8 protein-coding genes and 4 pseudogenes are annotated in these 14,498 nt (G+C 66.0%); 8 read left to right on the plus strand and 4 right to left on the minus strand.

What is annotated here, in order from left to right; genetic code table 11:
• The first annotated feature begins 156 nt into the window (after positions 1-156).
• From CKW46_RS13640 to CKW46_RS13670, 7 genes and pseudogenes are all read left to right on the plus strand, one after another.
• Entirely contained in the window at positions 157-1,464 is a 1,308-nt protein-coding gene (locus tag CKW46_RS13640; protein ID WP_499019211.1) for an MFS transporter, read from the plus strand.
• Complete coding sequence (locus tag CKW46_RS13645) at positions 1,440-1,679, plus strand: hypothetical protein (protein ID WP_232047624.1); 240 nt, start codon at positions 1,440-1,442, stop codon at positions 1,677-1,679. Before CKW46_RS13640 ends, CKW46_RS13645 begins: the two co-directional genes overlap by 25 nt.
• Before the next feature lie 9 nt (positions 1,680-1,688).
• Positions 1,689-3,911: pseudogene (locus CKW46_RS13650) on the plus strand (molybdopterin-dependent oxidoreductase).
• A gap of 136 nt (positions 3,912-4,047) precedes the next feature.
• Positions 4,048-5,478 carry a serine/threonine-protein kinase gene (locus CKW46_RS13655; RefSeq protein ID WP_482053268.1) on the plus strand — a complete coding sequence of 477 codons (1,431 nt, stop codon included), beginning with the start codon at positions 4,048-4,050 and terminating at the stop codon, positions 5,476-5,478.
• 155 nt (positions 5,479-5,633) lie between these two features.
• Positions 5,634-6,836: pseudogene (locus CKW46_RS13660) on the plus strand (ISAs1-like element IS2404/ISMul1 family transposase).
• A gap of 20 nt (positions 6,837-6,856) precedes the next feature.
• Positions 6,857-7,288 (plus strand): annotated as a pseudogene (locus CKW46_RS13665) (amino acid transporter); the annotation flags it as partial.
• A gap of 24 nt (positions 7,289-7,312) precedes the next feature.
• Positions 7,313-8,758, plus strand: coding sequence for a gamma-aminobutyraldehyde dehydrogenase (locus CKW46_RS13670; protein WP_482053269.1), 1,446 nt, complete (start codon positions 7,313-7,315; stop codon positions 8,756-8,758).
• 57 nt (positions 8,759-8,815) lie between these two features.
• Here the strand turns inward: CKW46_RS13670 and CKW46_RS13675 are convergent, their stop codons facing one another.
• Together CKW46_RS13675 and CKW46_RS13680 are read right to left on the minus strand one after the other, a co-directional pair.
• On the minus strand, positions 8,816-9,520 hold the full coding sequence (locus CKW46_RS13675) for a DUF1254 domain-containing protein (protein ID WP_318580722.1): 705 nt from the start codon (positions 9,518-9,520) through the stop codon (positions 8,816-8,818).
• 147 nt (positions 9,521-9,667) lie between these two features.
• A pseudogene (locus CKW46_RS13680) lies at positions 9,668-10,005 on the minus strand (DUF1254 domain-containing protein); the annotation flags it as partial.
• 209 nt (positions 10,006-10,214) lie between these two features.
• Here CKW46_RS13680 and CKW46_RS13685 point away from each other — a divergent pair.
• Positions 10,215-12,848, plus strand: coding sequence for an FHA domain-containing protein (locus CKW46_RS13685; protein WP_482053270.1), 2,634 nt, complete (start codon positions 10,215-10,217; stop codon positions 12,846-12,848).
• 33 nt (positions 12,849-12,881) lie between these two features.
• On the opposite strand, the gene CKW46_RS13690 is transcribed toward CKW46_RS13685, so the two are convergent.
• Together CKW46_RS13690 and CKW46_RS13695 are read right to left on the minus strand one after the other, a co-directional pair.
• Positions 12,882-13,397 (minus strand): hypothetical protein, encoded by a 516-nt coding sequence (locus CKW46_RS13690; RefSeq protein ID WP_011740986.1) that lies wholly within the window; start codon positions 13,395-13,397, stop codon positions 12,882-12,884.
• Positions 13,398-13,467: 70 nt separating this feature from the next.
• Positions 13,468-14,409 carry a M48 family metallopeptidase gene (locus CKW46_RS13695; RefSeq protein WP_015355427.1) on the minus strand — a complete coding sequence of 314 codons (942 nt, stop codon included), beginning with the start codon at positions 14,407-14,409 and terminating at the stop codon, positions 13,468-13,470.
• Between the last annotated feature and the right edge of the window lie 89 nt (positions 14,410-14,498).

Consider the following 14,498-nt stretch of genomic DNA (forward strand, 5'->3'; position numbering starts at 1 on the left):
CCGGAAGGCCGCCCGGCGGGCCCTGGCCACATCGCCGACCGGCTCGTGACCGCAGCTGTTTCTCGCGCGACTATCGGGGCATCCTGGTGTAGTGAGGGCTCACCATCGCCAGGGCGTGGCTCCCGAGCCGGAGGGACTCGGGGCGAATGCGCTGAGATGACCACCAACGGTCGCGCCATCAGGGGCGGGCTTGCCGATGCAGTCGGCGGTCCGGCCCGGATGCGGGTGATCGTGCTGCTGGCCTTGGTGGTCGGGTTGGAAGGCGCCAGCAACGGCACCATCGGCGCCCTCGCCGTGGCCTTGAAACAGGCCTTCGGGATCACCAACTTGCAGGTCGGCCTGCTGGTGACGGCGTCGACCGCGATCGGGATCGTCGTCATGCTGGTGTCGGGAACGCTGGCCGACCGGGTCAACCGCACCCGCGTGCTGTGGATCACCGTCTTGATCTGGTCGGTGGCCATGGCCCTCGGCGGTATCAGCGCCGGGTACGGCTGGCTGCTGGCCAGCCGGGTCGCACTTGGGGTGGTCGTGGCGGTTGGCGGCCCGGTTGTCGCGTCCCTGATGGGCGATTTCTTCGCTCAGCATGAGCGGGGGCGAATCTACGGCTTCGTCCTGGCGGGTGAGGGAATCTGCACCGCACTGGGGGTGCTGGTTTCGGGCTGGTTGGCCGCCATCACATGGCGGTTGAGTTTGCTGTGGCTGGCGGTGGCCGGATTGCTGCTCACGCTCGCCTTGGCCAGGACGGTGCCCGAACCCGCGCGTGGCGGCGACACATTCGGCGCGAGTGCGGGCAGCGATCGCCGGGACTGCTCGAACGACACCCTGGCGGCAGCGGTGATCGCCCAACGCGTCAGCGCGCACCCACACCTCATTCTGCAGGAGAGCCCGGAAGGCCGGTCCCTGCGCTGGGCGGTGGGCTATGTACTGAAAATTCGGACCAACGTGGCCCTGATAGTCGCGTCGGCGTTCGGATACTTCTTCTACACGGGGCTGGGCACCTTCGCGGTCGCGCTGCTGCGCAGCCGATTCCGGATCAGCCAGACACTGGCGATTTCGTTGATCGTGATCATCGGAGTGGGCGCGCTGATCGGAACGCTGTGTGCCGGGCGCCTCGCGGATTGGTTGATCGGCCGCGGTTACCTCGGCGCCCGGTTGGGCGTCGCCGGTGCGGCATTTCTGGTTGCGGGCGGGTTCTTCGTACCCGCGCTGCTCACCGACAACGTCGTGATCGCCGTGGTGGCGGCCTTTCTCGCGGCGATCGGGCTGGGCGGGGTCAATCCGCCACTGGACGCGGCGCGACTGGACATCATGCACTCCAGGTTGTGGGGAGGGCCGAGGCGATCCGCACCGCCCTACGGTCCGGCTTCACGGCGGCAGCCCCGCTGGTTTTCGCCCTGGTATCCATGCAGTTGGCGCCGCAGCGGCGCGCGCCCGGTCAGGTGGCAACCGCATCGACCGGGCTGACGCAGACGTTTCTGATCATGCTCACCGCGCTGTTCCTGGCGGGCACCCTGATCCTGACGGTGGCCCGGCGCAGCTACCCGCGTGACGTGGCTACCGCGCTGGCCTCCGAGGAGGCTACCGAGCGGCATCGGCGCTCGCAGCAGGGCGCCAAGGCCGCGGTGCTTGACCTCGCCGATCGGCCGGAGCCACTTCCGCGACTGCGCGTAGCGGAATAAGGTGGGTGCATGGCCACGGTCGATGATGGCAGGCACCTGCACACGTGCCCGTTTTGTGAAGCCATGTGCGGCTTGGAGATTCGGGTAGCCGACGGCCTGTGCGGCGGTCGGGTGGTCGGCATCCGGGGCAACCGCGACGACGTGTGGAGCCGCGGACACATCTGCCCCAAAGGCGCGTCGTTGGGCGCCTTGCATGACGACCCGGACCGCATCCGGCACCCGATGATCAAGATCGACGGACAATGGCACGAGGTGAGCTGGGACGCGGCATTTCGCCGCTGCACCGAATTGCTGGCTCCGGTGATCGACACCTACGGCATCGGCGCGGTCACCGCCTACACCGGTAATCCATTGGCGCACTCTTTCTCCCTGGCTCGCTATGCCGGTGTGCTGCTGGGCATGTCCGGCATGCCGGTCACCTATTCGCCGGGCACGGTCGACCAGTGGCCGAAAAACCTCTCGTCGCACCTGATGTACGGGGGCTGGTGGACGTTTCCGGTACCCGACATCGAACGCACCGACCTCCTGGTCATCATGGGCGCCAACCCCGCCGCATCCCAGGGCTCGCTGCTGGCCGCGCCCGACGTAATGGGCCTGATCGACGCGATTCGTCAACGAGGCAAGGTCATCGTGATCGACCCGGTCCGCACGGTCACCGCCGCGCGTGCCGATGAGTGGCTGCCCATCGTGCCCGGCACCGATGCGGCGCTTCTACTGGCGGTCGCACACAAGCTGTTTGACGAGGACCTGGTCAACCCCGGGCCGCAGGTCGACGGCGTCGACACGATGCGCCGGGTTGCCGCGGACTGGCCGCCGGCCCGGGTGAGCGCGGTCACGGGCATCGAGGAGGAGCGCATCCGGCGGCTGGCTCGCGAGCTCGCCGGCACCCACAAGTCGGTGGTGTACGGCCGAATCGGCCTGTGCAATCAGGAGTTCGGCAGTCTGGCGAGCTGGCTGGTCGACGTGATCAACATCTTGACGGGCCACTTCGACACCCCCGGCGGCGCCATGTTCCCCCCGGCCGGCTGCCTGGTCTATCACCACGCAACCGTTGCCGGGTCTAGAAGGTGGCGTCGCCGAATTCGGTCGCTGGCATACCCGGGTGCGCGGTGCGAAGGAAGTCCTGGGCCAGGCGCCGGTGTCCTGTCTAGCCGAAGAGATCGCCACCCCGGGAGATGGGCAGCTCCGGGCGCTCATCACGATCGCCGGCAACCCGGTGCTGTCCACACCCGGCGGTGACAAGCTCGACGAAGCGCTGTCTTCGCTGGAAGCGATGATCTCCGTTGACCTTTGGCTCAATGAGACGACGCGGCACGCGGATGTGATTCTGCCCGGGCTGTCGCCGCTCGAACAGCCCCATCACGATGATCTGGTGCTGCAATTCGCGATCCGCAGCTTTGCGAACTACTCCGCGCCGCTCTTCGATCCGGGCGATCGCCCGCACGAGTGGGAGATCCTGATTCGGCTGACCGGGCTGTGCACCGGCACGCCGGCCGAGGACGTCGACGTCGCCGCGATCGATGACGGATTCTTTGATTATCTGGCTTTTACCAAGGGATTTGACGGTGCGGCGATCCGCAAACGCTACGAGCATGACGGCTGGGCGGGCGGGCCAGAGCGGATTTTGGATCTGACGTTGCGGACCGGTCCGTTCGGCGATCGCTACGGCCAGAATCCCGGCGGACTGACGCTGGACATGCTCAAGGCCAATCCGAACGGCATCGACTTCGGACCCATGGTGTCGCAGTTACCGGACATTTTGGGGACCCCGGAGAAAAAGATCCGGCTGGCCCCGCAGTACCTCCTGGACGATCTGCCCCGGCTGGCATCCAGAATGGATCGGCCGGCCGAGCAGTTGGTCCTGGTCAATCGCAGACACCTGCGATTGAACAACTCGTGGCTGCACAACGTGCCGGCGCTGATGAAGGGCAAGGATCGCTGCACGCTGCTGATGCATCCGGACGACGCAGCCCGTAACGGCATCACCGACAACGACACCGTGACGGTGAGATCGTCGGCCGGCGAGATCACGGTGCCCGTCGAACTCACCTCGGCGATCAAACCGGGCGTGGTCTCGATGCCCCACGGTTGGGGGCACGGCAAACCGGGCACCCGGCTGGCGGTGGCCAACAGCGCACCTGGAGTCAACACCAACGTGCTGTCCCGCCCACCTTGCTCGACGAGCCCTCCGGCAACGGTGTCCTCAACGGCATCCCGGTGACCGTGAGCTGACGCCCCGACCTCATCGGCAGGGCCCGCCAGATGGGCAACGCGGCTCGCCCGGTGCAGACCCAATCGACAGTCGCGTCGGGCTGAGCGGCCAACCCGCTCTTCGACCTGTTGCGCCCGGGCGGGCTACGATGCGGCCATGCCGCTCGCCGCAGGTTCGACGTTCGCCGGCTACACCATCGTCCGACAGCTGGGTACCGGCGGGATGGGCGAGGTCTATCTGGCCCAGCATCCCCGATTGCCCCGGCAAGACGCGCTCAAAGTCCTTCGGCCCGAGGTGTCCGCAGACCACGAGTACCGCCAACGCTTCCACCGCGAGGCAGACGCCGCCGCAGCCCTGTGGCATCCGCACATCGTTGCCGTGCATGACCGCGGGGAAACCGACGGCCAGCTGTGGATCGACATGGACTACGTCGACGGCACCGATGCTGTGACGCTGCTTCGCGATCGGTACCCCAACGGGATGCCCGGCTCGGAGGTCAGCGAGATCATCACCGCGGTAGCCGAGGCGCTCGACTACGCGCACGACCACAAGCTGCTGCACCGCGACGTCAAGCCCGCCAACATTCTCATCGCGGCGCCGGCCTCGCAGGCCAAGCGGATCATGTTGGCCGACTTCGGGATCGCCGGCTGGGTCGGCGAAGCCAGTGGGCTCACAGCGACGAACATGACCGTCGGCACCGTGTCTTACGCGCCGCCCGAGCAGCTGATGGGCCACGACCTGGACGGAAAGGCCGATCAGTACGCCCTGGCGGCGACGGCATACCACCTGCTGACGGGCTCACCGCCGTTTCAGCACTCCAATCCCGCCGTGGTGATCAGCCAGCATCTCAGCGCCGCACCCCCGGCGATCGGCCAGCGCCTGCCGGCATTGGCAGAGCTGGACCCGGTTTTCGCCAAGACGCTGGCCAAAGACCCCAAGGACCGTTACCAACGCTGCATCGATTTCGCGCGGGCATTGAGCCATCGGCTGGGCGGAGTCGGCGATCCCGACGACACGCGCATCTCCCGGCCGGTGGCGGTGGCGGTGCCTGCGGCCAAGAAGTCCCTGGCGCGAGCCTCGGTCATCGTCCCCGCCGTGCTGGCGATCCTGCTGGTCGTAGCGATCGCCGTGGCGCTGCGCGAGTTCGAGCGCGCCGACGATGAGCGCGTCGCACCGCCTGCGGCGACCAGTTCCAGCCGGCCCAGCCCCACGGCCGCCAAGACCTCGACAACCACGGCCACCACGACCGCGCCGACGAGCACGTCTACCAGTACGGCGGCCGCGACGACGGAATCGGTGACTCCCGCGCCCGCGGTCGTCATTGGCGCCATGTGTTCCCCGCTCGGCAGCACCGGAACCACAAAAACAGGCGCCACCGCCTACTGTTCGACCCTGCAGGGCACCAACACGACAATCTGGTCGCTCACCGAAGGCACGGTGGCCAGTCCGACGGTGAGCGCCACGCCCGATCCGACCGAGCCGCCGTTACCCATCGATCAGGATTCGCCGATACGCATCTGCATGCAGCAGACCGGCCAGACCCGCCACGAATGCCGAGAGGACATTCGCCGCAGCAACGGCTACTGAGCGGGCTGGTCCCAGGGCTCCGGCGTTGTTGATTAGCAGGCTTGTGAGCTGGGTTGATGATCTTTGGTGCCGCGCTATTGGGGCCGGAGTGTAGGCACGGGCTATCTGGAGAACGATCGAGTTGGTTACTGTTCGTCGTTGGTCTGGAGTTGCCCGTGCCTACCGTTTCAGTATTGCCTGTGTCGTCGGTTCCAGAGGTGTTCGACCGCTGGAGTCCTGGTGAGCGTAGCGAGCTCATCGGATCGGAGTTTCTCGGTGTGTTGGCCTCGGTGCCAGACCCGAGGGACCCACGCGGTCGGAGGTATTCGCTGATGGCTTTGTTGGCGATCGCGGTTCTGGCCACTGCCGCGGGGATGCGCGGCTATGCTGGTTTTGCTACATGGGCGGCCACCGCTCCCGATGATGTGTTGGCCTAATTAGGGGTCCGGTTCCGGCGGCCCAGTGAGAAGACCTTCCGCGCTGTTTTGTCTCGGCTAGACCCCGCCGACCTCAACGCCAGGATGGGCAGTTACTTCACTGCACACGTGGCCAGCAGCGACCCCAGTGGATTGGTGCCGATCGCGTTGGACGGCAAGATGCTGCGTGGTGCTTTACGCGCCAAAGCGACAGCCACGCATCTCGTGTCGGTGTTCGCCCACCGTGCCCGATTGGTGCTCGGTCAACTCGCTGTCGCCGAGAAAAGCAATGAAATTCCCTGCGTACGTGCCCTGCTCACGCTGCTGCCGGGTAGCTTGCGGTGGCTGGTCACCGTGGATGCGATGCATACCCAGGTCGTCACCGCGAAGTTGATCTGCGCCACCTTGAAGTCGCACTACCTGATGATCGTCAAGTCCAACCAAGCCAAAATACTTGCGCGTATCACCGCGCTGCCCTGGGCCGAGGTGCCCGCAGCCGCTACCGACGACTCCCGCGGCCACGGCCGTGTCGAGACCCGCACCCTGCAAATCATCACCGCTGCACGAGGAATCGGCTTCCCCTACGCAAAACAAATCATCCGGATCACTCGTGAACGCTTGATCACCGCCACCGACCAGCGCAGCGTGGAGGTGGTCTATGCCATCTGCAGCCTGCCGTTCGAGCACGCCCGCCCTACCGCGATCATGACCTGGATGCGTCAACACTGGGGAATCGAGAACAGCCTGCACTGGATACGCGACGTCACCTTCGACGAAGACCGTCAAAGGGCACATACCGGAAACGGCGCACAGGTCCTAGCAACGCTACGCAACACCGCGATCAATCTGCACCGCCTCAACGGCGCCGACAACATCGCCGAAGCCTGCCGGATCACCGCTTTGACCGCCAACCGCCGCCTAGACCTCCTCAATCCACAATTCCCCAGCTCACAAGCCTGCTAATCAACAACGCCGGAGCCCTGCTATCGGAGCGAACCCTGTTGGACACCATTGCGGCCCTCGGCATGCTGGTTTGCTGGCATTACGGAATTACCGCCTTCGCCTGCATGTGGTATTTCCGCAAGGAACTCTTCACGTCTTTGCGCAACGTCGTTTTCAAATTCCTTTGTCCGCTGCTCGGCGGGATGATGCTGTTGCTGGTCTTTGTTGTTTCGGTCCGCGAAAGCATGGACCCGCGACATGGCAGCGGCGCGTCGATCGCAGGCGTCGGGCTAGTCTTCTACCTTGGCTTCGGCATCCTGTCGCTCGGTGCGGTGCTGATGGTGGTCATGCGAGTGCGCCAACCCGGCTTCTTTTTGGGTCACACGCTGACGCCGTCAACCCCTGCCCTCACCGACGACGCCGCCATCGCCACCGCTAGCCATCCGGACGCCGGTCCGGACCAACATCATTGAGCGCTACTCGTAGAACGGGACACCATGGTGGAAAAGAAGGTTTTTCACAACATCATTGGCGGAGAAATTCAGGCAACGCCGGACGGAAACACGATGGATATCGTCAACCCGTCGACGGGCGAAGTCTATGCATCGGCGCCGAATTCCTCTGGCAAAGATGTCGATGACGCGTTTACCGCGGCGGCCAAGGCGTTCGAGTCGTGGCGTTGGTCCACCCCCAGCGAACGGCAGCGTGCGCTGCTGCGGCTCGCCGACCTCATCGAGGACAACGCCGAGGAACTTGTCGCGCTCGAGTGCGAGAACACGGGCAAGCCAATCTCGTTGACCATGTCGGAGGAAATTCCGCCGATGGTTGATCAGATCCGGTTCTTCGCCGGCGCGGCGCGGGTTCTGGAAGGCCGCTCACAGGGCGAATACATGCGTGGGCACACGTCGTCGATTCGACGGGAGCCGGTGGGCCCGGTTGCCCAGGTAGCGCCCTGGAATTACCCGATGATGATGGCGGTGTGGAAGTTTGCCCCGGCGCTGGCCGCCGGCTGCACCGTGGTACTCAAGCCTTCGGACACCACGCCCGCGTCGTCCTACTGGATGGTCGAGAAGATGCAGGAGATCTTCCCGCCCGGGGTGTGCAACCTGGTGTGCGGCGACCGCGACACTGGTGCGGCACTGGTGGCGCACGCGGTGCCACAGCTGGTGTCGATCACCGGCTCCACCAGGGCAGGTATGGCGGTGGCGGCCAGCGCGGCCAACGACCTCAAACGTGCGCATCTCGAGCTGGGCGGCAAGGCGCCGGTAGTCATCTTCAATGACGCCGACATCGCGGCGGCGGTGGAGGGACTTACCGCGGCAGGCTATTTCAACGCGGGCCAGGATTGCACCGCCGCCACTCGGCTGATCATCCAGGACGGCATCTACGACGAGTTCCTGTCGGCGATGGCCGAGTCGGTGGCCGGCACCAGGACGGGCTATGACCCCGCGGATGAGGACATCTTGTTTGGTCCCATCAACAACAGCAACCAGATGCGCCACATCGATGGCCTGGTGTCCCGTGCGCCGGCGCACGCTCGAATTCTTGCCGGCGGCAAGCAGAAAGACTGCGCGGGCTTCTTCTACGAGCCCACGTTGATTGTCGACCTGCAACAGGACGACGAATTGATTCAGACCGAGATCTTCGGCCCGGTCGTCACCGCGCAGCGTTTCAGCGACGAGCAGCAGGCCCTGTCTTTCGCCAACGGCACCGAATACGGTCTCGCATCCTCGGTGTGGACCAAGGACGTCGACACCGCCGTACGCATGGGAGCACGGCTGGACTTCGGGTGTGTGTGGATCAACACCCATATTCCGCTGGTTGCCGAGATGCCGCACGGCGGTTTCAAGCACTCCGGCTACGGCAAGGACCTGTCCATGTACGGGTTCGAGGACTACACCCGGATCAAGCACGTGATGCACTATCACGGATTCGAGGGCTAGACACCGCCGCAGCCGCGGCGGCACCTCCGGGCGCCAAGGCCACGGCCGATGTTTGAGTCAGGCCTTGCGCACCGGGGGTGGCGACCATTCGCCGGCGACCACCTCGGGCCTCGGCGCGTACAGCCGCATGGTCACGCCCAGCGGGCCCAACGGGGCCGGGAGCCAGTTCGACTGGCGCTCGGGACCGGGGTCGGTGTGCGCGAGATAGAGGTCCAATGAGCCGTCGTCGTTGTAGCGCAGCTCGTCACGGTCGCCGATGGCGAATCGGTTCAGCTCGTTGGCCACTTGAAAGCCTTCGGCGTCATACATCGTGACCGACCAGAATGCGTCCACCGGGGGCAGCTTGTCCGCGTCGAAGTGGATGACGTAGTCGTGTTCGCCGGCCAGCGGATCTCCGTGCTCGTCGGTGGCGAGGAACGGATATACGGCGTCCTCGGCGGGGTTGGCTCCCAGACCGATGAGGGCCACCACCGCGCGCCGTAGGTAGTTGTTGCCGTAGACGCCCATGCTCTCGGTCAGGCTGATCCAGCCGTCGACGTTGGCCCCAAGCTTGGTGGCGCTCTTGAGGATGTCGTTGAGCGCATCGCTTCTGCCGCGCTCGAGCTCTGCCACTTGGTCCGCGTCGAACCGGCTCGCATCGAACGGGCTTCCCGCTTCGATGCCGAGGTTGGCCAGCCGGGCCAGCACGGAGTAGTCGGTCGGGTGTGGTGGATTGACGCACAGCAGATCGGCCGCATAGGAGAGGTAGTCCAGCGCGGCCATGCCGTTGACGATTCTGGGCGGCTCGGTAGTCAGGTCAAAGTCTGGTCGCTTGTCTCCCGCACTGGCCTGCGCACCGCTGCCGAGCTCAGTGAGGGAGTAGCCGTCCTGTACCCGGTGAACGGCCGGGTAGTCGGCCGGCCCGTTGGTCTGGGTGCGGCCGATGATCCAGACAAACGGTGTCGGCGCGGCCACGACCGTGGTTGGGCGCGGTTGTTCGCCGCTTTCGCCGCTTTCGCCCTGGTAGCCAGGGCCGGCGATCACGAGATCAAGTGGACCCGTCCCGCTGGTGCGCTTGCCAGGCGGACCGGACCGTTGCGCAGGTCCAGCCAGGCCGAGGAGTACAGCGTGTCGAAGTTGGGCCGCACCACCGCGCGGAAGTCGGCCGACGGGAACGCCCGCATGTGCGAGAAGTGATTGGGCGGGCCGGCGCCGGTGCCGGTGCCGGGTGCCGCGTTGAGGGCCTGCAGTCGCGTCACATCCATCATGACCAACGGATAGAAGTAGATGAATGCTTCGTAGCTGAGCGTTCGCAGGCCACTGGACAAGGTGCTCACGATCTCTCCTCCGGGAGGCTCCGTAGACCGACCATATGACGTGCCGTGTGAAATGTCAGTGGCCGCGGCGGATCGGCGCGGCTAACACATATCCGCGCCCTGTTCTGCCCGGAGCGCCGGTGCCAGTACAGTTGGTCCCGATGACCCAAACAGCCGCCCCGCCGGTGCTGACCGTGCGGTACAACGGAGCTGAGCGCACCTTCGCCGCAGGCCACGACGTAGTCATTGGCCGTGATTTGCGGGCAGACGTCCGCGTCGCGGACCCGCTGATCTCACGGGTGCATCTGCTGCTGCGCTTCGATCAAGGCCGATGGATCGCCATTGACAATGGCAGTCTCAACGGGCTCTACATCAACAACCGGCGAGTACCGGTTGTCGACATCCAAGATGGCCAGCGGGTCAGCATCGGCAACCCGGATGGTCCGGCGCTGGACTTCGGAGTCGGCCGCCGTCAGCAAGGTTCGGTCGGGCGCCCACCGCCAACCGCGGTCATGCAGGTGCCCCCGCCCATGCCCAGCGGGGCATGGCCCAGCCAGGCACCCCCGCAAACCGGCTCGCACCGGCCCGTTCCGCCGCAGCCGGCCCCGCCGACCACGCGGATGCCGGCTCAACCTCCCAGCGGACCGCAGCACGTGCAGCCGTCGGCCCAGCAACCGCAATACCCCAGCGGCCCGCAGACGTCGCGGTCGCAAACCGGCGCTCAGCCGGCCCCGCAGATATACCGGCCGCCGGCCGCGAGCCCGGCGCCCCCGGCCCCCCTCGTGGTCGGGCGCGCGCCCGGCGAAACCGGCAACATCGCCACCTCGATGATGAAGATTCTGCGTCCGGGCAGGGCGGCGGGCGAATTACCGCCGGGCGCGGTGACGATCGGCCGCGCCGACGACAACGACATCGTCATTCCCGAGGTGCTGGCGTCGCGTCACCACGCCACCCTGATCCCGACACCGCAGGGCACCGAGATCCGGGACAACCGCAGCATCAACGGCACATTCGTCAACGGTGCCAGGGTCGAGGCGGCACTGCTGCACGACGGCGACGTCGTCACGATCGGCAACATCGACCTCATTTTCGCCAATGGTGCGCTGGCCCGCCGCGAAGAGAGCCTGCTCGAGACGCGCACCGGGGGCCTTGACGTGCACGGGGTGACGTGGACGATCGAGGGCAACAAGACACTGCTGGACAACATCTCGTTGGCGGCACGCCCGGGGATGCTCACCGCGGTCATCGGCCCGTCCGGTGCTGGCAAATCAACTTTCGCCAGGCTGGTCGCCGGGTACACGCACCCGACCAACGGCACGGTGACTTTTGAAGGCCACAACATTCATGCCGAATACGCCTCCCTGCGCAGCAGGATCGGCATGGTGCCGCAAGACGACGTGGTCCACGGTCAACTGACGGTCCGGCAGGCGTTGATGTATGCGGCCGAACTGCGGCTGCCGCCGGACACCACCAAGGAGGACCGCGAACAGGTGGTCGCCCGGGTCCTCGAAGAGCTGGAGATGTCCAAGCACCTCGAGACGCGGGTCGACAAACTGTCGGGAGGTCAGCGCAAACGTGCATCGGTGGCCCTCGAACTGCTGACGGGACCGTCGCTGCTGATCCTGGATGAGCCCACATCCGGTCTGGATCCGGCGTTGGACCGGCAGGTCATGACCATGCTGCGGCAGTTGGCCGACGCCGGTCGTGTGGTGCTGGTTGTCACTCACTCACTGACCTACCTCGATGTCTGCGATCAGGTTCTGTTGCTGGCACCGGGCGGCAAGACAGCGTTCTGCGGGCCGCCCAGCCAGATCGGTCCGGCCATGGGGACGACCAACTGGGCCGACATCTTCAGCACGGTCGCCGACGACCCGGAGGGGGCCCAGGCGCGCTACTTGGCGCAAACGGGGCCACCCCCGCCAGCGCCGCCGGTGGAGCGTCCAGGGGAGCTGGGTGGCGACCCGTCGCACACCAGCCTGTTCCGCCAGTTCTCCACCATCGCCAGACGCCAGATGCGGCTGATCATCTCGGACCGGGGCTATTTCATCTTCCTGGCGATATTGCCGTTCGTCATGGGCTCGCTGTCGATGTCGGTACCCGGGGACGTCGGCTTCGGCATGCCCAATCCGATGGGGAACGCACCCAACGAGCCGGGCCAGATTCTGGTGTTGCTCAATGTCGGTGCGGTCTTCATGGGGACCGCGCTGACAATCCGAGATCTCATCGGCGAGCGGGCCATCTTCCGGCGCGAACAGGCAGTCGGCCTGTCCACCACCGCGTACCTGCTGGCGAAGATCTGCGTCTACACGGTGTTTGCGGTCGTTCAATCGGCGATTGTCACCATCATCGTGCTGATCGGCAAGGGCGGTCCCACCCAGGGCGCCGTGGCGCTGGGCAAACCTGGGCTCGAACTGTTCGCCGACGTCGCCGCCACCTGCGTCGCTTCAGCGATGCTCGGACTGGCGCTATCGGCGGTGGCCAAGTCGAACGAACAGATCATGCCGCTGCTGGTGGTCGCGGTGATGTCGCAGCTGGTGTTCTCCGGCGGCATGATTCCCGTCACCGACCGCCTGGGGTTGGACCAGATGTCCTGGGCCACACCGGCACGATGGGGATTTGCCACCTCGGCCTCGACCGTCGACCTGATCAAACTCGTGCCCGGTCCGCTGACTCCGAAGGATTCGCACTGGCATCACACGGCTGGTGCCTGGTGGTTTGACATGGCCATGCTCGCGTTCATCAGCTTGTGCTACGTCAGCTTCGTGCGGTGGAAGATTCGCCTCAAGGGCGGGTGATCGGCCGCGGGGTCGGGTTCCTGGCGAACCCGCCTAGCGTGGATCCAGTGGTTGGTGGCGCTTGCACAACGCCGTGTAATGCAAGACCAGCGCGGTGACCACGCCATATCCGAGGTGCGGGACCAGATCACTGATCCAGCCGACGAGGCCCCAGGTCCTGGGGTCGGTCACCCCGAGCAGGGTCATCGGTCCGTTGGTACCCACCAGGGCGAGGGCTGTTGCGACCAGCATGGCCACCAGCAACCGCGGCCGCCAACCCAGGCCGTAGGCAAGCCCAAGAACCAGGCCCATCCCAATCCCGGCCGCGTAGCCGGTCAGCGCGCCGAGACCGGCGACGCGGTTGGCCAGCACGTCCCCAGTACCCGGAACCGTCAGGTGCAGCAATCGCGCCATGGCATTGACGGTGTCTTCCGGGGTCGTACTGGTGGAGCGGCCCCGCACCGCGATGTCCAGGTAGGCGATCACATTGAGCGCGGTGGTGCCGGCGGCGCCGGCGATCGCTCCGCTGGCCAGTCCCGCCCCCACCTGGCCCATCGATATGGATCGCACTGCCGCTGCCTCCTGCGTCGCCGGACCGGATGATTCCCGTGCCCAGGCTATTGAACGCGAGGCTGGGGGACTACCTGGCCCATCCGCCGTCGCCGGGGACCGCCCAGGCCGTCGGCGGCACCGGGGCCGGCTGTTTGGGCCGGAAGAACAGCGAACCCGCAACCATGCGGTTGCGCAGCGCGGCTGCGCGCCAGGTGTTCACCGGATGCGAGGACACCATGTTGGCCAGCCAGACGAAGAACCCGGTCTCGGACCCGGCCCGGTCGGCCATGCCGTCGAAATCCACCGACCGGAGCAGATACTTTCCGGCACTGAGCACACCGATGGCCTTGCGGGCACCTGCGGGACGGAACGCGTAGCCGTAGTTGTCGGCGGTGTACTCCATCGACCGTGACAGCGTCGGCCCCAACAGCGGAACGCGCATCGCAAGTTGCATCAGCTGGCGCCAGTACGAGGCATGCCCGGCCGCGAGATGGCCGACCTCATGGCCGATGATGAAGGCGAGCGCCTCGGGGTCGCGGGCTTGACCGCCGATTTCGAACAGGTCGCTGTACACCACGACGTAGCGGCGAAAGCCGTGCCCGCTGGAGAAGGCGTTGATCAGCCCGTTGCCCAGCACCACGTAGGCGTCGGGAACCTCGCTGAGCCCGAACCGGCGGGCCGCCTCGACGACGAGCCAGTAGCCTTCGGCGAACTGGGTCGGTGACATCTTGACGCCGTTGGCGCGCTGCTTGCCGTAGGTCAGCCCGCGCAGCGCGAACAGCACGATCGGCGTGGCCACGATGGAAATCCAGAGCAGGCTGGACTTGCCCGACAGCACCACGGCGGCCGCGACCAGGTAGAGCAGCACGCTGGACACGATGACCAGCACCAGTAGCCCGATTTCCCACGGGTGGCGTCTGGGGTGCTCCAGGTACCCGGTGGGACCCGGGGGCGATCCCGATGGGGTGCCGTAGAACGAGGCGGGCAAGTGCGGGTAGGGGTGGCCTGGCGGCGATTCCACAATGGCCATGGGTGGTCTCGGGCTCCTCGCTGTGGTCGATCGGTTCTGGTCGACTGCACCTTGCCGCTCGGTCCTTGGAGGATTCTTGGTAACTCCTT

Origin of the sequence: Mycobacterium liflandii, assembly GCF_022354805.1 — a bacterium.
Lineage (GTDB): Bacteria > Actinomycetota > Actinomycetes > Mycobacteriales > Mycobacteriaceae > Mycobacterium > Mycobacterium marinum.